This is a genomic window from Sphingobacterium sp. DR205, from assembly GCF_011064245.1.
Classification (GTDB): Bacteria; Bacteroidota; Bacteroidia; order Sphingobacteriales; family Sphingobacteriaceae; genus Sphingobacterium; species Sphingobacterium athyrii.
On record NZ_CP049333.1, the window covers coordinates 7,047,853 to 7,071,426 of the forward strand.

Annotated in this window: 22 protein-coding genes; 11 read left to right on the forward strand and 11 right to left on the reverse strand. The window is 41.3% G+C overall.

What is annotated here, in order from left to right:
• Positions 1–8: 8 nt before the first annotated feature.
• The gene (locus tag G6053_RS29655) at positions 9–1,148 is read right to left on the reverse strand and encodes an AAA family ATPase (protein ID WP_165309435.1); all 1,140 of its coding nucleotides are present in this window, start codon (positions 1,146–1,148) and stop codon (positions 9–11) included.
• Between the two features lie 636 nt (positions 1,149–1,784).
• On the opposite strand from G6053_RS29655, the gene G6053_RS29660 reads away from it, so the two are divergent.
• Complete coding sequence (locus G6053_RS29660) at positions 1,785–3,515, forward strand: hypothetical protein (RefSeq protein ID WP_165309436.1); 1,731 nt, start codon at positions 1,785–1,787, stop codon at positions 3,513–3,515.
• Positions 3,516–3,626: 111 nt separating this feature from the next.
• Here G6053_RS29660 and G6053_RS29665 read toward each other — a convergent pair whose 3' ends face one another.
• Both G6053_RS29665 and G6053_RS29670 read right to left on the reverse strand, forming a co-directional pair.
• The gene (locus tag G6053_RS29665; protein ID WP_165309437.1) at positions 3,627–3,983 is read right to left on the reverse strand and encodes a hypothetical protein; all 357 of its coding nucleotides are present in this window, start codon (positions 3,981–3,983) and stop codon (positions 3,627–3,629) included.
• On the reverse strand, positions 3,961–4,329 hold the full coding sequence (locus G6053_RS29670; RefSeq protein ID WP_165309438.1) for a hypothetical protein: 369 nt from the start codon (positions 4,327–4,329) through the stop codon (positions 3,961–3,963). The genes G6053_RS29665 and G6053_RS29670 overlap by 23 nt, the downstream gene beginning before the upstream one ends.
• Before the next feature lie 398 nt (positions 4,330–4,727).
• Between G6053_RS29670 and G6053_RS29675 the strand changes: the two genes are divergently transcribed.
• The 4 genes from G6053_RS29675 to G6053_RS29690 all read left to right on the forward strand — a co-directional run bounded on the left by G6053_RS29675 (position 4,728) and on the right by G6053_RS29690 (position 8,270).
• Complete coding sequence (locus G6053_RS29675; RefSeq protein WP_165309439.1) at positions 4,728–5,360, forward strand: hypothetical protein; 633 nt, start codon at positions 4,728–4,730, stop codon at positions 5,358–5,360.
• Between the two features lie 705 nt (positions 5,361–6,065).
• Positions 6,066–6,398, forward strand: coding sequence for a DNA-directed RNA polymerase subunit alpha C-terminal domain-containing protein (locus G6053_RS29680; RefSeq protein ID WP_165309440.1), 333 nt, complete (start codon positions 6,066–6,068; stop codon positions 6,396–6,398).
• Between the two features lie 241 nt (positions 6,399–6,639).
• A complete protein-coding gene (locus G6053_RS29685; protein WP_165309441.1) occupies positions 6,640–7,863 on the forward strand; it encodes a hypothetical protein in 1,224 nt (407 codons plus the stop codon).
• Positions 7,864–7,901: 38 nt separating this feature from the next.
• Complete coding sequence (locus G6053_RS29690) at positions 7,902–8,270, forward strand: hypothetical protein (protein WP_165309442.1); 369 nt, start codon at positions 7,902–7,904, stop codon at positions 8,268–8,270.
• A 395-nt stretch (positions 8,271–8,665) separates the two neighbouring features.
• Here the strand turns inward: G6053_RS29690 and G6053_RS29695 are convergent, their stop codons facing one another.
• Genes G6053_RS29695 through G6053_RS29705 form a run of 3 tightly spaced genes read right to left on the reverse strand, consistent with a single transcriptional unit; the run spans position 8,666 to position 9,741 of the window.
• Positions 8,666–9,076 carry a nucleotidyl transferase AbiEii/AbiGii toxin family protein gene (locus G6053_RS29695; RefSeq protein WP_165309443.1) on the reverse strand — a complete coding sequence of 137 codons (411 nt, stop codon included), beginning with the start codon at positions 9,074–9,076 and terminating at the stop codon, positions 8,666–8,668.
• Positions 9,021–9,224, reverse strand: a complete 204-nt coding sequence (locus G6053_RS29700) for a hypothetical protein (RefSeq protein WP_165309444.1) — start codon at positions 9,222–9,224, stop codon at positions 9,021–9,023. Before G6053_RS29700 ends, G6053_RS29695 begins: the two co-directional genes overlap by 56 nt.
• Positions 9,208–9,741, reverse strand: a complete 534-nt coding sequence (locus G6053_RS29705) for a hypothetical protein (RefSeq protein WP_206531838.1) — start codon at positions 9,739–9,741, stop codon at positions 9,208–9,210. Before G6053_RS29705 ends, G6053_RS29700 begins: the two co-directional genes overlap by 17 nt.
• 188 nt (positions 9,742–9,929) lie before the next feature.
• Between G6053_RS29705 and G6053_RS29710 the strand changes: the two genes are divergently transcribed.
• The 3 genes from G6053_RS29710 to G6053_RS29720 all read left to right on the forward strand — a co-directional run bounded on the left by G6053_RS29710 (position 9,930) and on the right by G6053_RS29720 (position 12,949).
• Positions 9,930–10,229: a hypothetical protein gene (locus tag G6053_RS29710; RefSeq protein WP_165309445.1), complete on the forward strand. Its 300-nt coding sequence runs from the start codon at positions 9,930–9,932 to the stop codon at positions 10,227–10,229.
• 343 nt (positions 10,230–10,572) lie between these two features.
• Positions 10,573–11,781 (forward strand): hypothetical protein, encoded by a 1,209-nt coding sequence (locus G6053_RS29715; RefSeq protein ID WP_165309446.1) that lies wholly within the window; start codon positions 10,573–10,575, stop codon positions 11,779–11,781.
• Positions 11,782–11,992: 211 nt separating this feature from the next.
• On the forward strand, positions 11,993–12,949 hold the full coding sequence (locus G6053_RS29720; protein ID WP_165309447.1) for an AraC family transcriptional regulator: 957 nt from the start codon (positions 11,993–11,995) through the stop codon (positions 12,947–12,949).
• A gap of 159 nt (positions 12,950–13,108) precedes the next feature.
• On the opposite strand, the gene G6053_RS29725 is transcribed toward G6053_RS29720, so the two are convergent.
• Positions 13,109–13,348: a hypothetical protein gene (locus G6053_RS29725; protein WP_165309448.1), complete on the reverse strand. Its 240-nt coding sequence runs from the start codon at positions 13,346–13,348 to the stop codon at positions 13,109–13,111.
• A gap of 160 nt (positions 13,349–13,508) precedes the next feature.
• Between G6053_RS29725 and G6053_RS29730 the strand changes: the two genes are divergently transcribed.
• The 3 genes from G6053_RS29730 (at position 13,509) to G6053_RS29740 (ending at position 16,559) form a co-directional block, all read left to right on the forward strand.
• Positions 13,509–14,129, forward strand: a complete 621-nt coding sequence (locus tag G6053_RS29730) for a hypothetical protein (protein WP_165309449.1) — start codon at positions 13,509–13,511, stop codon at positions 14,127–14,129.
• A 171-nt stretch (positions 14,130–14,300) separates the two neighbouring features.
• Positions 14,301–14,975, forward strand: coding sequence for a hypothetical protein (locus G6053_RS29735; RefSeq protein ID WP_165309450.1), 675 nt, complete (start codon positions 14,301–14,303; stop codon positions 14,973–14,975).
• A 132-nt stretch (positions 14,976–15,107) separates the two neighbouring features.
• Positions 15,108–16,559 carry an IS1182 family transposase gene (locus G6053_RS29740; RefSeq protein WP_165309451.1) on the forward strand — a complete coding sequence of 484 codons (1,452 nt, stop codon included), beginning with the start codon at positions 15,108–15,110 and terminating at the stop codon, positions 16,557–16,559.
• 243 nt (positions 16,560–16,802) lie between these two features.
• On the opposite strand, the gene G6053_RS29745 is transcribed toward G6053_RS29740, so the two are convergent.
• From G6053_RS29745 to G6053_RS29760, 4 genes are all read right to left on the reverse strand, one after another.
• A complete protein-coding gene (locus tag G6053_RS29745; RefSeq protein WP_165309452.1) occupies positions 16,803–17,672 on the reverse strand; it encodes an Rpn family recombination-promoting nuclease/putative transposase in 870 nt (289 codons plus the stop codon).
• 409 nt (positions 17,673–18,081) lie between these two features.
• Positions 18,082–19,425 carry an ankyrin repeat domain-containing protein gene (locus G6053_RS29750; protein ID WP_165309453.1) on the reverse strand — a complete coding sequence of 448 codons (1,344 nt, stop codon included), beginning with the start codon at positions 19,423–19,425 and terminating at the stop codon, positions 18,082–18,084.
• A gap of 15 nt (positions 19,426–19,440) precedes the next feature.
• Positions 19,441–20,637, reverse strand: coding sequence for an ankyrin repeat domain-containing protein (locus G6053_RS29755; protein ID WP_165309454.1), 1,197 nt, complete (start codon positions 20,635–20,637; stop codon positions 19,441–19,443).
• A 147-nt stretch (positions 20,638–20,784) separates the two neighbouring features.
• Positions 20,785–23,574 (reverse strand): sugar-binding domain-containing protein, encoded by a 2,790-nt coding sequence (locus G6053_RS29760; RefSeq protein ID WP_165309455.1) that lies wholly within the window; start codon positions 23,572–23,574, stop codon positions 20,785–20,787.

Genomic DNA, 23,574 nt, shown 5'->3' on the forward strand with positions numbered 1-23,574 from the left:
AAAACTATTTAATTTTTCTGAGCTACTGTTCGAGAAATAATATCCGAAGCCTTCGAACTAAAAGAGGATAACCCGCCCCATTCTGCGATTGAGATGTCATCACTTCCTGCATCAAGGCTAGATATGTCTTTAATTTCTACCTGATTATTAATACGGTCAAAATAATATGTATTAATTGCTTTTTCTCTCAAAATATCTTTGAATGCATTTGAGCCTGAATCTCTTATACCGAAGAGTTCTGAAAGAAGTTCACCATCTGACTTGGCCTCTTTCAGGTATTTGAAAACCCAGGCAAATTCCAATAGAACCGGAGAGTGCGTGGAGACGATTACTTTATAGTTTCGGGACAAAAGCTCAAGTATTTGTAAGATTACCGATTCAATAGCCTGCGGATGTAAGCCCATTTCTGGTTCTTCGATGATCACATATTTAATTTGATCTTTCCGTTTTGAATTAGGTTGGGGACTTAGCCAGTAAAAGCTCAATAGCAAGGGCATAAATTCCTTTTGCCCTGCACTCCATGCCATGTAGGGAATACTTGAATTGCCAATATTTAATTTAAAGCGTTTTTTGACTGTTCGATCTAGCGTAATTACGCCATCATGGAATATACTGTCATTGTAGGATTCCTGTATGGTATTTTCCAATCCGTCCTTTTGCGGAAAAATTGTACTGTTCTTTTGGTTCGTACTGCTTTCAAGATATTGTCTTAAAGTTTCACTAAAGTGCCTTAGGACATAAGGAACAGAATCTTCATAATCGGTAAAGAAACGTGGCCATCCGTTTTGGAGACAGATAACTCGTTGAGCAGGAATGTAGAACAGTGTCTCGTCTTTGGAACCATTAGAATTCAGTAGATTATTAATAGGAAACGATTCCCCATCTAGAAAGAATTTAGTTTCTGGATTAATGATACCGGACATACCTTCGCCAAAATATCGGTCTATTACCGCTTCAATTGAACTTCCCCAAACATATCCATATTGTTCGGTAGTTCTTCGAATATGATCTTTATCGACCATTAGCTTTATCATCTGCAAGAGGATACTTTTTCCACTTGCTTGGGGACCGACAAAAAGAGTCAGATCACCAAAATTGATGTTAGCATGTTGGATCGGTCCTAGTGATTCTATTTTTATTCGGTTCATTATATTTTGCCTAATTTGCGTTTACATTCTTCTACTTCCCGTCTTAGACGATCATTTTCTTGTTGTTTGTCAATGATCTGCTGAAGTAGATCATTGTTTTTTTATTCTGATTCTGCTCATCTTTTGAATAGTACGTAAGATAATATAACAAATCGAAATGATTGCTACATAACAAAGATAAAAATTAAAAGGGAGTGCTGAAAAGCTATTTTTTCTGCTAACTCTTTTATGTACTTAGCTTGATTCTCTATAATTAGATCATTCTTTGCTATTATTGTTTCAGCATGTTCAAGTTTATTATGTAGGTCCCGAAGTTCCTCCTCTCTAAATGAAGTAAGCGGATCTTTATCATAATAGTACTGCAAGAAATTCTTCTCAGAAAATTGAGATAGTTTGACCAAATGACGTTTTACCCATACGAAACATAGTTTATACTGGACATTTCCCTAATGCGGACGCTCTTTTGATTCCACGGGACTCCACGGGGTGGACATAATGTTTCATATGACGCTAATTTTTTGGTATATTGTGGCAGGCCCCATTGAGGACAGGTGATTGGTCAATATCATTTACTCGAACAAAGTAATTGATATTGGATGTGTCGGCGGATAGTCGAATCATGTAAAGAATAACAATATGAATAGCAGGATAAGATACGCCAGATCCATTTTTGCAGACCTGGGGGAAAAGCCTATCCTTCCCCCCTTTGCTCTCGGTCCGGACAATATGACTGTACATGAAGGTTGTCGGATCGCTGAGTCTGTCCAGAAATCCGACAGCTGTGTCATAGAGATACTCTCCGCATGTGACTCATCATGCCATTTCCGCTTTTCCAGGTATACCGTCCACAAAGAGGTCCAGCTCTTTTCCGTGCCCAACAGGCCTGTACTGACCCTGAATATCCAATTTGCCGGAAATATTGACTTCCAGTTTGGAGAACACCAGACCGGAAGGAGCCGGGAGGGCGAATGCCAGCTGTTCTGGCAGGGCGACCAGACCGTAGTGCAGCACCTTCTTCCGGGGGAATACAGTTCGCTGGACATCTTCTATGATGACACGACGGTACCCGGTCTAAACATCGACGGAGAAGAGATCCATTTTTGGAAGGCCGGTCTGCCGGGCATGCCCGTATCAACTGACTTCCATAGCACCAGATTGACAAAGGAAACCAAAGTCCATGTAAGGGACATCGCTGAGAGAATCCGGAGCCACTCTTTTTCGGGTGACGAATTCTTTCTCGCCTGTATGAGCCTGTTGACCTATTACTATGGAGGGAAAAAGAAAAAGAGCCGGCCATCGATCGAAAGGATGCTCTATACCTTTCCGTTTAACCGTTTTGAGAAGGAAAGTTACCTTAGATCTGAAGAATATTATTACAAAATACACCTTGAAAGGATGAGGGGCCTGGACAGGTCAAGGCTGGTAGAAAGGTTCCTATACCTACGGGGTAAGATCGTCCCAAAACTCGATCACTTCGACTGGGCAGCCTCGATGATCCATGCCGTTCTGGACCCTTATCTGTTACGACCGGAACCTGAACTAAGGGATACACTTCTTGACTTTCATTACGGCACCGCCAAACTGTTCGCTGACAGAATTAATTCCGTACCCATGTCAGCGAAAGACCGGGACTGGGTGCGCCTGTGCATATTTGCCCTGGTCTCCTCTGCTTTTGAAATGGCCAAACCAACAGGACCCCAGACTGATTTTCTCCGGTCGTTCGGACTTTTGGGATTTAAAGAGAGTATTTCCGACATGATCTATCTGGAACTGATGAAGGATCGTGAAGGAGCTCTGGAATCACCCGAATATTCAAAACCCAATATCCTTCAGCATTGCTCTTCTTCAGAGACCGACCGGATTGCGGAAGCAAAGGTCTACCCGATCCGATCGGTTGATACGATAAGCGTTTATGCCCGCTTATGTCAAGGACTGGAAAAATATTCCGTGCTGTTCCGCAAAGGGTGGGAGAAGATACAATGCGAAATAAACCGGGCCTATATCGAGGATGACCACCATGCACTCCTCCTACTTGAAATACGCTATCTGTCCAAACTTCCTGGGTATCTGGACAGGATCGATACCGAAACGCTTTGCTGGTACCAGATCGTGCTCAAGACAGAACTCAATGAATTGAGGAGTGCCGATCCTGATATTGTACGTTTTCCGGGCTATCCGCTGCTCCGGTTACATCGGATGCTCGAAGAATGGAAGCTATCGAAATTCATGGGCTTCCGTCCGAGGGCAGCTACAATGGATCAGGTACTTGAAAATATCAAGTGCATACGTGACAAGGTCCTTTTATCCGGAAATCGGGATCTCCTGTACTCTTTCTGTGGGATGGTGAGTAGATCCTATTGGAATTGATATGGAAGGAAAGGCATAACTGCATACGTACTTTCTGTTGATCGGTTGGTCCGGGAAGGGCGCTTGAAAGAATCTAAAGTGAGGGTCCAAGGTCTTACCCCAAACACTTTTTTATCTGGCTACGGAAACTACTGGTTTTCCGTCCTCACATTGTGCTGGTAGAATCTCAAAAACACGCTCGAAACGAAGATCTCCTCCACAGTTGGGCTTCTCGGACTGAAACTTCCGTACCATCATCTGATTGTATATATCCACTTTCGAGATTATTTCCTCATTTCGGATCGTTTTATGTATAGCCACAGCCTCCAGTTTACAATCTGAAAAAATATATCGTCCGAACCACTGATTTGGGTCAGTGCAGGAAGCATCCTTGTAAAAATTGACTATTTCTTTATACCTCATGGGAATCTCCGTATTGATTTCTTCTATGGAAAGGTCTTTGACATTACAAAAGTTTGGGTTTTCCATTCTCACAGACTTTTCTTACCGGATGGCTGGGTATCATTGGAGGTGGGCTTCCGATCCAACCTTCTCTAGTTTGCGCAATGTTTCTTTCTTTTTCAAGCCCTTCTAATTGCACCTGAAGGCGGTCAAATTCTGTCCTGACAGATGGATGGACCAGATAATATCCTCCCTTTCTTACTATTTCAAAATCTCCGGCGTCCGTGCAAGGAACGGACTGAACCAGTCTGTTTATTTCTTCGAGCTTTTCATTAACCAGGTTGTTCCAGTATTCAAAAGTTTTAGGTTCTGATTTTGAACAGCCGAAAAATAGTGCAAATACGCAGAAATACAGCAGGTTTAACTTTTTCATGTTTGATTATAATTGATCTATATTAGGGTTAAAAATAGGAATAAAAATAATATTTTCCCCTACATAAGAAAATTTTATGGTTTCAGGCTCTTCGATTGTGATTAAATCTCTGGTATCAGCCATAAATTAGATGGCTCTGCATTCGGTAAACACAAACAGTATGATCTGCGAGATAGATCCTTCAACTAAGATAGATCGGATCAAGACTGCCATAAGACAGATTTTGGACTGGGCCCACAGCTCCAATAGTAACCAAAGATAAGAGCGTTATTTTCCAGAGGATGGCGTGATTTAAAGGATTTATTTAATAGACCGGATAATAATTGCCATGTAGCATTCCAATGAAAGATAGCGTTATACCATAGCGAATCAAGAGTAACACCTAAATTAAAAATGATATGAAATATTTCTTTTTACTATTGACATTTCTCTTTATGGCGTGTTCAAAAGAGGAGGGGTATGGACGCTTTAATTTAAAAGATGGTCAGGAGGTCGAATTATTAGTAGATCATAAGTACGGAGCTATTGGAGACGTTCCCCTTTTACTTCCTTACAACGAGGCTTCAGAACTACCACTATCTTCGTTCACAGGTAGAAAACCGGGTTACAATTATAAAATCAAAGCCCGCATGTCCGCATATAAAGGACCAATTATGATGGATGGTGGTCCGGGACACTCCCTTATATTTAACGGAATTATCAGTGAGGAAAGATATCTAGGTGATGAATCTTTCCGATTATCACTGGTGCGTTCTGTCGTTCCGGGTCCAAATTTGGTTATCCTTCGGAAAGAAGGAGAGAAATTTATACATTGGCTTGAGACAGGAGATGAAATAGAATTGACCTATAAAGATCCGCTGATAGGAAGTAAGCTAGAGGAAATCTGGCAATTTAACAAAGAAAACTTTTTATACAATAACAATCGCTCTCCTCTTCCATCCAAATGGAGATCAATAACAGCAACAGTTACACATGACCAAGAAAATTTTGGTAGGGCATATCTGATAGCGGACCTCAATTTTATGGAATAAGATAAAAGTTGCACATAATTTGAACGGAGAATACAATACATCTCGTTGCCGCTCAAAAGGCGGCGATAATGTGATTGATGGAAATACCAAACTTTACGGTTTTGGTATTTTTTTCAAAGGTACCGGTTCACTTAAGAGTTTGACCCTGAAGAACGGAAAAGATCCGGTTTTTACTGATCTGTGATTTGTGCTATGGGGCCACTAATTGACTCCCCTCAATCTTAATTCGCATATACAACATAAGAAATGAAAAAGGCCCTATTATAGTACCTACCTAAAGATCAGCTATATGATTAATTGAAAGATCCAATTATCAAAATCGGATTTAATTCATGCTTAATCTATTTTCCCCTCCCTATCGGATACCTAGAGAGCCTCGACGTATATCAGTGCATGTAATACTAGGTACCATGGCATAAGAAGACCTTCGTTATCAAAGAACTGGAACTAGCCCTCGATTATGACCACCATGAAGATCACCGACTCGGGAGCGGAAAGAAACACCCGACAGGAATTTGGGACAAGGCGATGACATCGTTAATGTCGTCGAGCTAATTAAACATTTGGGCATGGTCAAATGGTAATTGGTCGAATAAATTTGGAATTATTATTCAGATTTATCTAATTTAAAATATGAAGTTTTGAAGGGGGTGAAATTCAAAACTAGTATGACCATAAATACTGAACCAGGCAATCTGAATAACCATGAAAGAACACGAAATTGACATCTATCTGGATGGCGTTAAAACCAGGTTAGATCTTCGCAAGATGGATTATACCTCACTTCGGAACCTTTCCCTGAAATTGCATAGGCTGTTGGGCGATAACCAATATATCCATGAGATGGTCCTTGAGAGCGACCTCTTCTATTTCCGGCAGGAGCTCAGCGGAAAGACCATAAGTGCCCTTCGCAGGCATGGGATAATAACAGTTGCCGATCTGATGGCCTGTACGTATGACCAACTGGCCGTCATGGATGGGCTGGGACGGAAATCCCTTGGCGAAATATCGGGCTTTGTCAAGGAGCTTGGAAAATAGCCCTCCTAATTTTAACTTCCCTAATTACCCAAATTGCTTTTGAAAGTAAAAAGCGGTACTTTCTGATAGCGTAAACACCAATCCATAAATTACAGATATCGAGGGAATCGTGCAGTTTATAGCAGTAAAACGTCCTTTCATCGAAAAAATTTGCATTTGTGAAATGTAACACGCTATATTTATTAACCTCTTGGTTACATAACAATCTATAATAGTATAAAAACGGTAATTCCCTGTATTGATGACGGACCATTTTGATCTTATATTCTCCATGGAGCCCCTCAAGGTTCTGGATACCGGCGCACATCCGGTGGACTGGAGCGATACTGTGCTGAGATCTGCTGGATCATCCCTGCGCTATCTTTTCCCCACAGCGGAAGTAATACGCGAAAAACTTGTCCTCAAAAAATATCATATAGAACTCATCCAGTTCAATACAATATCTCAATGGATTCGTTATGGACCTATTACTAGACAACCATGTCTAGGTAATGGTAATATGGAGGTTTATATACGAAATCATTTTAATAACACAATAGGCCCGTCTCCAGGGTCGGAAACTCCAGGAAATCCAGAACCAGGAACTCCAGGAGCTCCAGGAACTGGCAACGATCCAATTCCTTTACCTACATTTTTAAATTTTATAGCCGGAAATCCCTATGTTTTAATTTCAGAAATTCCTTGTAGTGTTATTCAAAATTGGATTTCTACTGCCAAATTTACTCCTTCTGGAGCTATAATTGATAGATTGAATCAGCTTTCTGCATCTCCTCATATTGTACCAGGACTCAACAGTCCAATTATAGCTCGTATTCAGAACATTGATAACGCTTACAGTTCCGTGGTAAATATGGATTACTTTTCCGTAAATGTAAACAAATTACCTACAGTTGGTAATGAGCAGATGTCGGCGGAGAATTTCTTACAAATGATAAGAGTAAATATTAATGGATTCGTAGATCAAAATCGTTCTAAATTTACCCCATATAATTATTATGGTGTGAACGATAACGATTTGTGGAATTCTCCAAATCCACTTGGGGCAATAATAGGTATTGACATACCTGGCCCAGATAATGGCTCTGTAATAGTTTCAAAAAGTACATCAACAGGCTGGACTTTTACAACGATAAATGATCCAAAATACCAAGATCACCCCGTAAGTGGCAATAGAGATTTTGGCTATCAACAGAATTCAGACGGATCTTATACTTTTTTCACTAGGGGGGTTGATAGAATTACCAACTGGGATGGAACACTGCTACAAGAAATTGCACAAACTCCATTTACTCAGGCTGATATATTATGGTCATCTTTTCAAGGAAAAATAGCTAATTTTGTAAACCAAAATAAAGGCAATGCAACAATAAATACACCTTTAGTGCATAGACCTAATTGGTCTTTGGTTAAAGCAGTCATGGATGGGCAGAGACCCCTCAGTGATCTTTCAACTAACTGTAACTAAATTATTTTTACTCTAATTATTAATAACAAAATGAATTCATGAAATTATATTTTTACTTGTGTTTTTGGTTTTGTCTGTTACAACTTATAGGATGGTTAGTTTGGCCCTTTTTAGGTTTAGAGACTGTTATTCTAAAAGTTCAATCGACTGGGTTTTATGGCAATATTAATCCGTATGCCGAAAATCCTTATAAAGAGATTGCGAAAATATGGCATGTCACAACGGAAATAGCATCTTTAATAAATCGTGCAATCGCAATTGTATATTTTGTTTCCTTAATGGCAATTGTAGGGTCAATATTTCTTATTAAAAAAGTAGGATTTGACAAAATGACGAAACTCGCTTTTATTCTGAGTGTCGTTATTGTTATTATTTTAACTGGTCTTCCTCTTGATCTATTTAAATAGAAAAATATGATATAGATAAAATGGATGTGTTACATACGTCTAAGCTCCCACGATAAAACCGAAGTATTTAAAATTAAAGAATCTTTGAACTGTTACTTTTAATTTGAGATTTTTATAAAAAAATTTTATCAAAGAGTAAATAGAGATAACAATTAAAAATGCCTATACTTAAGGGAGTCTAGTTTGAATAAATATTCTAGAATTTTTAAAAAATGAAGAACCTAATCTTAATCTAGATAATTTTGGTATTCGAAAATAATAATGTATACTTGACTAATATTAGAACTGGTTTTCTTATATTAAATAATAAAGAACCTGCAGCTAAAACGTATGTCAAACCAGTGAGTCATTCGTGAGTAGGGAAATAGAAGGTTTGTAAATTACTGATAAATAGATTAGTGTAAATAGGGTTCAATTCCCCTATCACATCCCCTTATTTCCTGCCATAGACTTCTTCTATTTTCAAGTACAAAAACGATGTCTTCAAAATCATGGCTCATTCTACCATCTCCACCACCTCGGCCTTTAAATGCTTCAAGCTTTGTTGCCAAAAGATATGGCGCTGTCAGAATCCTGATCGTCTGACCATCATCGAGCAGATAGTTTTCGGCATACTCGTATCCCTTTGGATACCATTTATTATTGAAACCTATGGACGGGTCATCTGTTGGCATGATATCGACAATTATTCCCTCGACCTTAAAACGACAGATCACACCCGATTCCACATCATTTGTAAATCCTATTTCTCTAAGGCGTTCTTCCAGCTGTTGACGTTCTGTAATTGAGCAACTCGATGATAACATCAATATCGTCTGTCGGCCTGACTTCCAGTACTGGCCGGTCGGCATATAAGGAGATTGTAGATCCTCCTACAAAAACCACCTGGTCACGCAATTCTTTCAGTGCATTGTTTACGGCCTTGATCCGCACAATTTTAATATGATTTGACATAAGCTGATAATGTTGCTGTTAACTCCTTCTCTGCGATTACTTTCTCTCTGACCTTTCCTACCCTGATCACATCCAGTAGGGCGAGCAAACGATAAAGTTGCTCATCGTCCTCTATCGCTTTTACCTGATTGGCATAGAATGGTTCTATTGCCTGTCCCAGTATGTTTCCTAAAGCAGACGGCCATACATAAGCCTGCCCACTACTTATAAATTTGTGCATAAATGGATGTGAATGTGCTGTTGGAATGCCTCTTACCAAATTTCCCGCCTGGGCAGGAAATACGTATTTCATTCCGTGAATTAGGAAATCAAGAAAGTTTCCCCTACGAACATTACGTTTGTTAAAGTCGATCAGATCAGCATAGGCTCTTCTTTCCAATGATTCAGATATTTCTGAATTACTAATATATAGCGAGCTGGCAAGATCCTTTAATTGCCAGTCATCACTAAGTATGGTTGCAATCTTAACTAGGATAACAATATCCTGAGGTCTCATTCCGTTATGTTTGCGTCTCATTATGATATAAAGTTACCAATCTATTTTCCCCTCCTATCCCTAGAGAGCCTCGACGTTTATCAGTGCATGTAACACTAGGTACCATGGCATAAGAAGGCCTTCGTTATCAAAGAACTGGAAGAAACCCTCGATTATGACCACCATGAAGATCACCGACTCGGGAGCGGAAAGAAACATCCGACAGGAATTTGGGACAAGGTGATGACATCGTTAATGTCGTCGAGCTTATTGAACATTTGGACAGGGCAGCCAATCCGATAAGCTGGAGTGGAACTGTACTAAAATCTGCCAGTTCATCCCATTGCTATCTTTTCCCGGAAACGGAAGTAGTCCGCGAAAAACTTGTCCTCAAAAAATATCATATAGAACTTATCCAGTTCCATACAATGGCATCGTTCCCCTTTAGGTTCAGAATAGATACAGACAGATTATTCCTACTATTTGCCCTGCAGGGCGGTATCAAGTTCTCAACGGATGAAGGGTATTGATCTGATGTAAAAGTGAATCTGTCAACCGATCATTGAATTGCTTTCCGTTCAAAAAAATTTCTTTTGCCTATTCAAGCAAAAAGCAAAGCGGGCTGAAGGCATATCGTATTGAACGCAATAAATGTAGCCACAACCTGGCATATGGGAACGAGAACCTGTACTGCTGGTGCTGTCCAGATAGTAAGCATGCATTAGTAAAATAGCCCACAATTAGACCGATATTCCAGCACCAAATTATTGTCCATATGGCTTATTTTTATTAACTTAGTAATTACTTATATCCTCCATCGGTGGAGAAAAAATCTCTTCCTTTGCCAGGGTTCTTATGCCAAATGAGAAGAGTATGACTAAATCCAGCCATAGAAAGACCAATTATAGCCAAAAGGAACAGGCCCGCCGTCAGGTATTCTATCATCGGTTGCGCACTATCTGTGTGAAAATGGTTGGTAAGGGATATTTCGAACTTCTTCCTGAAAGTAGCCTCCGGCTGTTATACCTATATAGATATCCCGATATCAAGGTCATCGTACGTGGTAAACGTGTCATGAATGAAGAGGAGCTCAAAAATTATAAGCAGACATTGGCCGAACTGCTCAGCGGTCAATATATCGAAACCTTATTGGGCGAAAAGATCTCCTATGCACGCTTTCTGACCGATACACTTGTCCTGCTTCATTATATACAGTACAGGGTGGGTACACGGATCAAAGGGTTTTCCAAGTTACGGGAAGTGTTCGCACCTTATTTTACCACGACAGAGTGGTTCAGTCAGCAGCGCACGAATATTATACAGATCATGAGTATCAATGATTTACAGCTCTATGATTTTTACAGGGGCACTGTACGGTTCAGTTTTGACCGGATGGCCATTGAGCAATTCGGCGGGACCAATGAGATCTATATTCACCGACTGGCCCATAGTACAACTTTACAGAATATAGACGGTAAGAAAAGGATAATTGTCCGTATGGGAGTTCCCTCCCCGGTCAAAGTAGATGAATTTGACTGGATCTCTATCAGGCCGAGCCAGCTGGGACTGACCAATGTTGATGACGATATACCGCTTCCAATCTATGCCCAGCAGCATGCACTGGACCGCTTTGAAGAACGTGCGGTGTTTTGGAGGGGATATGTACAGGCTTATATCGGATATGTCATACGGGAAGGAGCCGCCCGAACCATTGTAAAAAAAGACTATGTACTGCTGGAATGTTATCTCGCCTCCCACAAGATAGGCTACTTTGTCATATCGCTCCAACGGGACAAATGGCTGATCCGGACTTTCCTGTTTCTGACCAATTCGGGAACACCGGAGGGCAACAAACTTGAAGAGATGACCAACCTGAAATTGCTCGACAGGAAGCACCTGATGATAGACTGCATGGACGCTTTTTTACTTTACGATATTGCAGGCGATAAGGGGCTGCGCAAGCTCTTTAATAGAGCAGGTTGCGGTTCGCTGATGCAATATGCTGACCAGATCAATAAATATGGAAAGGAGAGCCTCAAAAGTCCTGATTTTATATACCGTTATATGGCTATGCTGAAATAAAAAAGAATGGAATTCCACATAACGTAATAGCCTTGTATAACCCATTAAGTAACCAATTGGCCAATTAGGTGCAGAAACGGCCGATTAACGGCCATTTAGGCCTAGAAACGAGCAATTTTCACAAAATCAAAAGATAGGCTGGCAGCATGATCAAATCATTGTATTTTTCTTAGCTTTTGGTTATATTTAATGAAAACCAATCGACCTAGAAATGTCTGAAAGTGATTTTGTCCATTTCCCTGACCAATATAACGCTACGATAAGCGAAACGTACAACGGATTCTTAGCTTTTCTACCAACCCCATCGTCCCCAGACTACCGGAGCTATAAAGGACAGCATTTCTGTTGGTTTGAATTCAGAAATACTAGATTAGAATCGCACTTGCCCCTAAAGGTCCTATCCACGCCAAATTACCTTTGGCTGCTTATTAATATGCGTACAGGACTAAAGGTGAAATTGGAAGCTGATTTTCTGATCCCCACAGATACCGTACTTTTTTATCAAACCTATATCGAATGGCACGATCTTGCGCTACAGCAAGGGAGCAACTGGATGTTGCTCGTAGGGATAGATGGCAAAACATGGCCTAGCTTATCGGCAGAATATCCGCAGTTGAAAGCGCTATCGAATACGCAAGATCCCCAAACGCAGCATTTCGTGCATGGACAAATGTTACTCCATGCCAAATTGAAGCGCATATTGGATAGCCTCCTCCAGATACAGTTCAAACCTTTTAGTACTTACTACCAATTAGCCAATTGGAATACGCGCTTATTCCAGTCCGTATTTCAAGGCATGAAATTCGAGCCCTCCGCTGAAACAGAAGATCACGAACGACAACTCTTCCATAAAGCGGTGGCCTATATCCGCAATAATTTTTATGATGATCAATTATGTATAGCATCAATAGCGGACGCGCTCTATGTAAGCCGCAGCAAATTGACCCGAGCTTTTCATAACAAACAATATACAATTGCGGGATTGATCTCCGAATGTCGATTACAGGAAGCAAAAAAATTATTGCGGAACACCGACAAGCCAGTGGCAACCATTGCCTACGCTTTAAATTTCCATTGCCCTAAAAATTTCAAACGTCTTTTTATCAAACGATTTCAAATCAGTCCACTGGACTATCAAAAGAGCCTACATGTAAAGAAGCTATTTTAACAGCAAATGCATGCGCTTTATACCGAATCATGAGTATGATGGCCTATCCTCGGGTCGCTCCGTTCCAACTTGCCATCGAAATGCCCCGCCCCGTATATAGGTTGCGACAAATTGCATCTATATTGGAGTAAATCGCTAACGTTATGTGCCGAAACAGAACTAAGCTGCTCCCGCGCGCTGCCGTTCTCGCACATAACGGATCTCTTGTGCGACAGAGTGCTTATGGTTTGGCCCAATAAGGATACAGGATGCTCCATTACAGTTCCATTTTGTTCCATTTCGCATGAAGATCACTTCAAAACGTAGATAAAATGAGGAAAAACGTATACGTTTTGCTCCAAAACGTATACGAAACGGTAAGCAAACACTCACCAAAAAATCCCGTTCCATTGTCTTCAAACATAGATTTTTAGTCAAAATGCCAGCCGACAGGGTCTATCGGTTCACAACTATCCCATGTCGGACGTAAAGTTGACCCGATTAGCCCCCCTAGTACGACAACCGCTGTATTACCTTTGAGTCATTAATTAAATTATTATAAACAAATTATTCATTTATTATGGCAAAGCCAATCTTACACTCAAAAACAAGCACTGAATCAACGTTGATTCAATATGCGACAAATGTCATCAAAAGCTCAAAGGAAAATGCGACACTTTTTCCTGAGGTTGCAGACAAGATTACTGTACTGGAAGCCGCACTGGCCGATTACACGGACTTGAAAACCGAAGCTTCATTTCGGGATATTCGTCAGGTAGCGAACAAAAACCAACAGGCTACGATCTTAAAGCAAGCCCTTTATGATCTATCTCTCCATATCGAGAGTGCAGCAAAAGGTGATCCCACAGTGATCCTGGCCGCTGGATTTATGCTCAACAAAAATGCAGCCGGCACCAGCGTCGGACAGTCTCCCAAACCCAATGACCTCCGCGCCTTGGTGACGCACCCCGGCACGAATACTGTACAGCTGCGTGTAGCCCCTTGGAAACACAGCCGACTCTATCAGTTTGAGTACCGAAAAGCAAACAGCATGAACGAATGGACAGCTGTATTGAGCACAAAATCTCGTCTCGCTATCACAGCGCTCGAGTATCTACAGGAGTATGAGTTCAGGGTGACTTATCTCGGGTCTACACCTACACCAAATTATAGCGAGATTGTTCGCTGTGCTGTAGTGTAACACCTTTTCCTGTCCGGTCTTGATCTTCTTATGGGGGATCGAGACCAGATAGGAATTCTTTAATCTCCCAAATAATCCTTATATTTAGTTGAATACCGGCGATAACCCTGAGTGAACGGACAACAAGCAAATGCGAGTTTTAGACAGGCTAATGCACGATGAATTAAACAAATGAAAACCAAGACCATAGACCACCCCCTTCGAAAAATAAGCTACCGCTTTCGCGAAAACGGATTCCCGCTGAACCACGAAGCCCAAGCGTTAAATAATTACAGGCTGGCACACGATCAGGTGTGGCGCATGAAACAGCTGTTTGAAAAAGAAAAAAGTGAGTGCCAATTAACACTGATTGATCTGCAGATACTGGACGACGATAGAATGGAACAACAAAGTCTATTGGACTTCTATAAGGAAAACGTTGATCTATCCAAAGAAAATCCCTATCTGGACATGGAGCCAAACTATCAGGTAGAATTGCGCAACTACTACAACTCCGTTATCGAGTTGCATCACAACCTGGTTAAGTTCTACGACCGCATCGGTACCTTGGAAAAAGAATATATCATCATTACAGACACCTATTTCCGAGGGGAAAAACCGATTGACCCATTGAATTTTGAAGTACTGAAGACTGTTTTTGACCATTACGAGGACATGCAGGTAGACGTCGTTTCCTTGGATCACGATCTACAGGAATTTCTACGTGTGCTGACCGACGTATATGATCTTCTAGATAAATATCTCATACAGTACAGCCAACTTTACGAGCAATATAGTATCCTCTTGAAGAATACAGCCTTACTTGTAAAGGAGGTGCAGGTATTGCGTAAAATCTGGGGAGAATAAACAAAAAAGCCATTCCCTTTTCAGGAGGGCACTGAAAAAGTCCTTTAAAGCTTTTAACAAAAAAAGGAGTGGAAAATCTTAGATTTTCCACTCCTTTTTTTGTATCTTATAGTTGTATTTTATGTTCATCCAATGTTAGTTCAACAACAAAAAATCCAACTTAGTGAATATTCCAGGCTCTACGATCTGATTGTTCCTAAAGACAATCTACTTCGCAAGATCAATGAAATGATAGATTTTAGTTTCATTTATAATGAGCTTTTGGATAAGTATTGTTCAAATAATGGGCGGACTGCAGAAAGCCCTGTCCGGATGTTCAAATATCTGTTGTTGAAAACCATATTCACCGTTTCAGATGTTGATGTTGTGGAGCGCTCCCGTTACGATATGTCCTTTAAATATTTTTTGGAGATGTCACCTGAAGAGGATGTCATCAACTCCAGCTCTCTGACGAAGTTCCGTAAACTGCGGCTTAAGGATATGGATCTGTTGAATTTATTGATAGGGAAAACCGTTTCCATAGCATTGGAAAAAGGTATTATCAAATCCAAGTCCATCATCGTTGATTCGACCCATTCGCTTTCCCGGTCGAATCCATATTCCCCACTTGAGGTGCTCAGACAACGTTCAAAATTACTGCGTAAGGCTGTATATTCGATGGATGAGGATTTCAAGGATCAAATGCCTCAGAAAAATGAGTCAAATGATATCCAGAAAGAAATAGCATATTGTAAGGCGCTTCAAAAGCTGATTGAGTCTGATACGACTTTAAGCGAAATTCCAGCTGTAAAGGAGAAACTAAACCTGCTAAAAGAGACCGTTGAAGATACCCAGGAGAACTATATAATTTCCAAAGATATGGATGCCAGAGTTGGGCACAAGACCGCAGACAGTAGTTTTTTTGGTTATAAGACGCATTTGGCAATGACAGAAGAGCGTATCATAGCAGCAGCAGTTGTTACCTCAGGAGAAAAGGGGGATGGTCCTGAACTACCAAAACTATTGAATCAGGCCCGGTCCAACGGAATGGAGGTAGATACCATCATAGGTGATGCGGCCTATGCTGGAAAGGAAAACCTGAAGCTTAAAGACCAACAAGGCAATAAAATCAAAATTGTAGCCAAGATAAATCCTGCAATCACCCATGGTGCCAGAAAAGAGGAAGAAAAGTTTGACTATAACAAGGATGCAGATATGTTTGTCTGTCCAGCAGGGCATCTGGCAATGTACAAGCGAGTGCAGGGTAAAAAGATACACCGGTGCAACCAGACAATGACGTATTATTTCGATGTCGAAAAATGCAAGGTATGCCCACTAAGGGATGGATGCTACAAACCGGAAGCTAAAAGCAAAACATATTCAGTCTCTATACGAACAGATGAGCATATAGAACAGGAGGTGTTTCAGCAGAGCGAATACTTCAGGGAAAAGTCGAGGCATAGATATAAAATTGAAGCAAAAAACAGCGAGTTAAAGAATGTTCATGGATATGACAGGGCGGATTCCTACGGCCTGGAAAACATGAAAATGCAAGGAGCACTGGCTATATTCGTAGTAAATCTAAAAAGAATACTCAAATTCTAGATTTGAGAGTCTCATTTCTGAAAAATCCTTTTCGAAAGTAGAAAACGCTCTCTAGACTCAAAAAACATACCAAAGTCGACCTTAGAGGAAAAAATAATATGCCGCTAAAAAATGAAGCGGATGAACATCTTATGATCTGTTCATCCGCTTATCTTTTTATAGACTATTTTATGTCTACTTTTTCAGTGCCCTACCTTTTCAGAAACAGCTCTCGATAAATTATTATAAACGCTAAAACTTATATTATTTCAGTTTTTCGATCTCCTCTACAGAAAGTCCTGTGCCACGGGCAATATCCGCGATCGGAATCCCCATCTTTTTGAATTCCAAGGCAATGGCAATAGCTTCTTCGCGCTTGCCTTTCTCAATGCCTTTCTGAATACCTTTTTTTTCGGCGTGTGCGAGGGTTGCATCATAGATGCGTTTCTGTTCTAAGCTGGATATATACGACATCTTCTCCTCTGACGTTAATTTTGCCAGTTCTCCTATCTCAAAGATACGGGAGAAAATTCTTTTATCCAAATACTTAGGTAGCTCATCGAACTCATTCAGATGCCGCATAAGATACATCCATTGATCCAGAACCGTCGTTAACTCAGTCCGAGATTTATCGAAATTTGGCAGCACAAGTAGCTTATAACTCAATTTGGGGTATAGCAGTTCATTATCAAACTCATCCATGATCTTGCCGCTGTAGTAATATTTTCCCCGATTTTCGGGATCTAAACAAAAGCCCAGCACCGCAACAAAATATATCGGCGGCAATTCATAATTATTACCAGCGCGCCCCTTCTTTCCCAGTTTACTGATCGTCCGCGAAGTATAGCTCACCGCACGGTCAAAGAAAAAGTCCTGACTCTGCAGCTGCATCTCCACAAGGAACACCTCTCCCTCTGCGCCTACGCATCTTAAATCAAATATTATTTTACGTTCACTGGGAAGATCTCCGTCTTCCTCGACATTGCTGTAGGTAAGCTCCCTGACGACGTGTTCGCCCTCCAGAAGGCTATTCAAAAAATTGATAAGATTCTCCTTATTCTGCTCGCCAAAATATAATTTCCAGCCGAAATCCGATAGAATATCAATGTATTTCGATAAGTTTCTTTTACTCATAATTATGTTATTGGTTATAGCTATAAATATAAGTAAAAAGTACTAAAATTACTAATTTTTTTAGTATTTTAAGCGCAAAAACTGATTGCTAAACGTGGTGACAAATAATGGTGTAGTGTGCTCAACTTTTATTTTACGATCCCATTATTATTGCAGTCAGGCGCATTAAATGCATTTATCCCTTACAAATACATAGGAGGCGAGGGAAGCAGCTAGTAAGCTGTGTCTTGGTCAAAAGAAAAACCTCTTATTCCCTCGGATGGTCTATCTTTGTTTCAGCTGTTAAGACGGTGTCCTTTCCCACATTTTCTTAGGATTCGATTCCACTACGGGCTACAAAAAAAGACCTGCAAATGTAAAATTTGCAGGTCTTTTTGTTTCTATGTACACGCAATAATAGCGATGATGATCAGGCCTTCAATATCTTCGCTTTTTCCTGGTCAAATTCTTCTTGATTGATAATTCCGGCATCCAGCAGATCCTTTAAATCAAACAAAGCTTGTTTTTTCAGTCCCATATCCATCGGCGAAGCTGGTGGTGCTATGCTGGCACCTGCACTGATGGGACCATCATCCACTGCGTTTGTTTTCGCACCGAAGTCTATCAATAATCTTGTTATCTCATTAAATCCCTGCATATTGGAATAATCTATTGGCTTTTGCTCAAGAACATTAGAAATATCAGTCAGCGCACCGTTTGAAAGCAAATAACGCAATACATCTTTTTTCCCATATGCTGCCGCAAAGTGCAAAGCTGTATTACCGGAGGCATCCTGTTTGTCTATAGTCGCACCACTATCCAACAGCTGTTTTACCAAAGACAGATAACCCATTTTCGTAGCAGTCTGTAATAATGTTTCTCCCGCGTAATGTGGTTCAAATCCAAGAATAAATGTACGTCCACCAGTGCGCTCGATCAGCTTTTCCATATACTTTCCATCTTTCCCATCAAATGAATCTACAGGGCGAGCGTAATCCGCAGAAAGCCCTCTTTCCAAAAACAACGCCAGTAGCTCCTTTTGATTGCTATTACAGACGTACCAAACTGGAGAGATCCCTTCGGCAGACTCAGCAAAAATATCACTGCCTTGTTCTAGTAATCTCTGTGCGAGCACACGATTCCCCATTTTCACGGCTAATAGCAAGGGACCTTCGCTTAGATCGTTCAACGTGTTGACTGCGGCGCCATTATCCAACAACATATTTACAATGGGCACAGACCCTAATGCTACTGCAATGTTGAGTGCGGTATTGCCTGCTTTATCGGTGATGTCCAAATTGGCTCCTTGTGACACCAGCAATTGAACGACAGGGGGATATTTTGCCTGCGCAGCCAACAACAAAGGCGACTCCGCATCATTGTTCAATGCATTTACATCCAATCCTGCAGCGATCAGTTTCTCAGCCATCTCCTGCTGTCCGGTCCGTGCGGTAATATGTAATAAGCTATTGCCCAAGAAGTCATTGATATGAATATTGGCGTTTTTGTCAAGTAAATAAGCCGCGGTTTGCTTCTGCTTTTGTAGCAGGGCAAAATACAATGGTGTCTCACCGCGATGGTCTTCATAATCCACCGCCGCACCGGACTCGACCAACTTTTTTACCAGATCCAAATATCCGCGATGAGCTGCATAATGTAATGCTGTTCGACCTAATTCATCCGTATACGACACATCGACTTGGTTCTTTTCCAATAAGATTTCAGCAATCTTGCGTTTCCCCCCTTCGCATGCAACTATAAATGATTGAGACATGAATTTTCTTTTTATTTATTGCTTTAATAACCACTCCACGGTCTTTACCTTGAGATTGTCCTCCATGGCATAATCAACCGCTTTTTTGTCCTTGCTATTTTCTATCTGAGGATCAATTCCTTCAGCTACTAAAAACTTCACTTTCTTGTATAGATCCCGTGCTTTGTTTTCATCGTAATTGATTTGTTCTTGACAGACCTTATGTAGGAGTGTGTTCCCTTCATTATCAATATAGTTTACATCCAAATATCCTTTTGATATTACATCTTGCAACACGGTAGCGGACTTCTCTATCAACCAGTCGACTCCGGTCTTTTCTTTCTGATACCAGAGCGAAGGTTCGGTAAAATCTGCACCATGCTCCAATAGCATAGAAAGAATTTTTAAATTTTGGTCACTGTCCGTATGCATTGTGCGCAGGAAAGCATTAAGCAGATTCTCCCCTTGTTTAGTGGTACTATGGAAATCTGGCACCCCATAATTTAGAAGCAATTCCAATAACTCTGGATTGAACTGTCTTGTGGCGGCATAATGAAAAACACTTTCACCATGCCAGTCCTTCAGTCCAGGGTCTGCACCTGCATCCAGTAACTTGACCACGGCGGGCATTTTTATGGTATCGACAGCCATGTGCAAAGCTGTCTTCTGCTCGACATTGCTGATATTGGGATCGACACCCTCAAATAACAACCAGTCCACCAGCTCCACAATGCGATCCGCAGATTGCATACGGAGGTTACAAACTTTAAAAAGCAGCGTCTGTCCATATTGATCCATGCGCTGTAAATCAGCTCCAGCTTCGGCAATGGCTTTCAACAATGCTATGCTGACATTTTCCTGTATTGCATATTCAAATAAGGTGGTGCCGGCGACCTCTTCATTAATATCATCTATACGCTCCAGATACCCCTTAAACCAGGCTAAATAAGCTTCCAGCTGTTCTTCCGTTGAAATCTGCGGCTTTAACAAGGTAGTGACAACGGTTGAACTAAAGCGATCATAATCATAAAGGTCTGTTGAAATAAACCCCTTATCAATAAATTCGTCCAGCACGTCATAGTGCTGTGATCTGATCAATTGGCTGACGGTGCCGTTCAACTCGTAGTCCTGAAATTCAGCTTTGTTGGTTGCCGAGGCAAAAATTTGCGCTATCCCTGTTATATCGCCCCTACGTGAACATTCAGCAAGTGCTCTTAACTCGTTATTCGTCATTTTTTTTATTTCTGTTAACTTAAGAAAAGACAGTAATGTGGTTCTCTTAAAAACGAGTGAAACAAAAGAATAGTATGAACAACAGTCAAAATCGACCATTAAAACGAACAGACCGCCATAGTGACTAGAAAATAAACCAAATAATATTTAATAAATAGCTTTCGGAGCTGCCTTTTCCTGCGGCTCTTTATATTGCAGAATCTTTTGTAATACCTCAGGATTTTCGATAACTTTTGGCGCAAACCTCGAACTATTCATATAGGTGAGTATGGATTGCAGCATCTGTCTTGCGACGGGCCTGTTGTTTAAATCAGTCGCCAGATCAAATGACGCCACCATCAGTTTACCTTTCCCCACCGAACCCTCAAAGAGTGTAGCCAGTTTTCTATTGTTTGCAAAATTATCTATCATTTCGACAAGGGCTTTTCCACCTTTGATCTGATCTATGACCATTGTTGTGGAGTTGATCTGCAGATCCCACCACTGCCAGTCTGTATGCCCATCTGTTGGAAAACTACCAAACACTGGATGTTTTGGATCACAGAGTAACCCCATTGTTCCGGCCTGCTTCGGAAAATGTACCGGACTCCAGAATACTGGGACAAATTTACCTTCAATACCTGTAATTTTTTTCCAGTCAGGATTTAAAAGAACCTTTTTGCCAGCCTGCAACAGCCGTAAAGCGTCGTCCAGCTCCCTTGTATAGCTTACTTCAGTAAAATCATTTTGATTTTCTTTGGGATAAACCCATATATTCCAGTGATTTTCATAGCTCGTGCCTTTGAGATTAATATGAAGTGTCAACTTTTTGGCTTGCTGTATGGCTTGAAGTGGTACTTCAAAGCGGCCTACATTCCCATTGTACCCCTGACCTACGACTGTTTGAAAGTGACCTTTTGCAACAGTTTTTGCCCCATCTTTCATAGACCACTCCACCAACTGATCGCTCAATGTGACAGCACCATAATTGCTGATGTCTACAACCCCGTCAAATACTTCATCATTCGTATATACAGCTTTGGAAAACTGAAGCAGGGGCACCACAGGGGCGCAAAACTGTCTGAATTCAGCTGCCGAAAGGATATTTTTACTATCCCAGAAGGCATCTAACAGTCCCACCAATGCGGTACCTTGGCCAGGGAAATCATGGAGATCCAGTAATTGGTAACCGCTGATGCCCGGTGTTTTCAGCGCACGTTCCAGCTCTTCTTTATACAGGATTGCGGCCAGCTTGCCTGAAGACATTGTATAGGCCTTAGCTTTATGCAATAGGCCTTTGCGTTTGAGATCTTCGGCTACAGCAATAAAGTTTAACGGCTTTAATACACCTGTATACTTTTTAATCTCATCCAAATTGGGGTAAACGGCATACTGCCCGATCTCATGCGTAACAACTGGAATAGAAACACCTTCCAATGAAGCAATGTAGTTCTTATTAAAAACCGGCGGCTCACTGTTAAATACGCCCTGCCCTCGCACCCATCCTTTTGCCGTCCACTGGGTGATCAGAAAATCGTCAAAAGGTTCGCCGGAAATTCCATGTCCTTGTTGAAAAGTAAATGATGTCGCTGTATAGAGGTGTCTCTGATCTTTCTCTTTTATATGTTTTACAAGTGTGTTAAGGGCATCAAAGTCACCGCTCAATTCATTCCCCATACTCCAAAAGCAGAACGACGGATGATTACCGTATTGTTTGATCATCCTGTCAGCCTCCTCATATAGAAAACCTAAAGCCGCATCATCTTTACCCACATTATTTTCCCAGATCGGCAATTCAACCTGCAGATAGAACCCAAGTTCATCAGCCACAGTAAAAGCAGCTTCCGGGGGACACCAGGAGTGGAACCTTAAGTGGTTGAGTCCCCATTGCCGGGCTGTCGTAAATACCTTCAGCCACCCAGCTTCTTCCATGGGTGGATGCCCGGTCAACGGGAAAATATTGCACTCCAATGTCCCGCGAAGAAAAAGAGGTTGTCCATTGATGTTCATTGCCGTACCCTTTTTTGACAGCTCCCTCATTCCAAAAGAGGCACTTGTTACATTTGTGCCCTCAGTCGAATGACACACTACTTCTACTTCATAGAGATTTGGTGAAAATTCGTTCCATGCCCGCATATCCGACCCCAGATCATAGCTGAGTTGTATACTGGAATCTCCCGGCTTAAGCAAAATCTCTTTGTCCACCGCCGGAAGGAACGTCTTGTCGCCTTTGCCTCTAACCCTCACCTTGAGCGTGCTACGAGTATTTTTTTGCGTTTTATTCGAAAGTACTATACTTAGATCTACTCGCTTTGCGCTCAAAACCGGAAAAGTACTTAACTGTTTGACATGAATTTTATCCAAGGCTTCAATATACATGGAACCGATGATACCATTCCACATAATCTGGGTATGGTCTGTATAGGCATGTGCCATATCATCGACACTAATCGCCATTTTCTTTCGGTTGTCAATGCGAATAGTCAGACGATGCTTTTTTCCGGCCTTTAGAAACGAGCTTAAGTAAAATTCATGTGCACTTACCAAACTTCGTTGTTTTTGGGGAACTTCTTTGCCGTCAATCCAGATCGTGGATTCCCATATAATCCGTTCCAATTTTAGGATCATTTCCTTACCTACCCAGCCCCGCGGGATAGATAGCTCTTTCGTGTACCAAGCTACGCCCACATACCGATGTTTTCTCGTCAGATGGGAAAGCTGAGGTTTAGTGAGCGCCGGAGCTAGGCTATTCGCAGTTCCCAGTCTCGCGTCATCTGTTGTCCCCGGCAGTTTGATGGATGTTGCGAAAGACCTATTGGTCCACCCGTTCTTCACACCCACATCCTCTGGGTCAAGCTGTACACTCCACTGACCAGCAAGATTGAGCTGATCCCCTTCGACCGCCCAAAGGCAGTAACTCTGTAAAAGAGCAAACAATAAAATGAGATAACGATACAT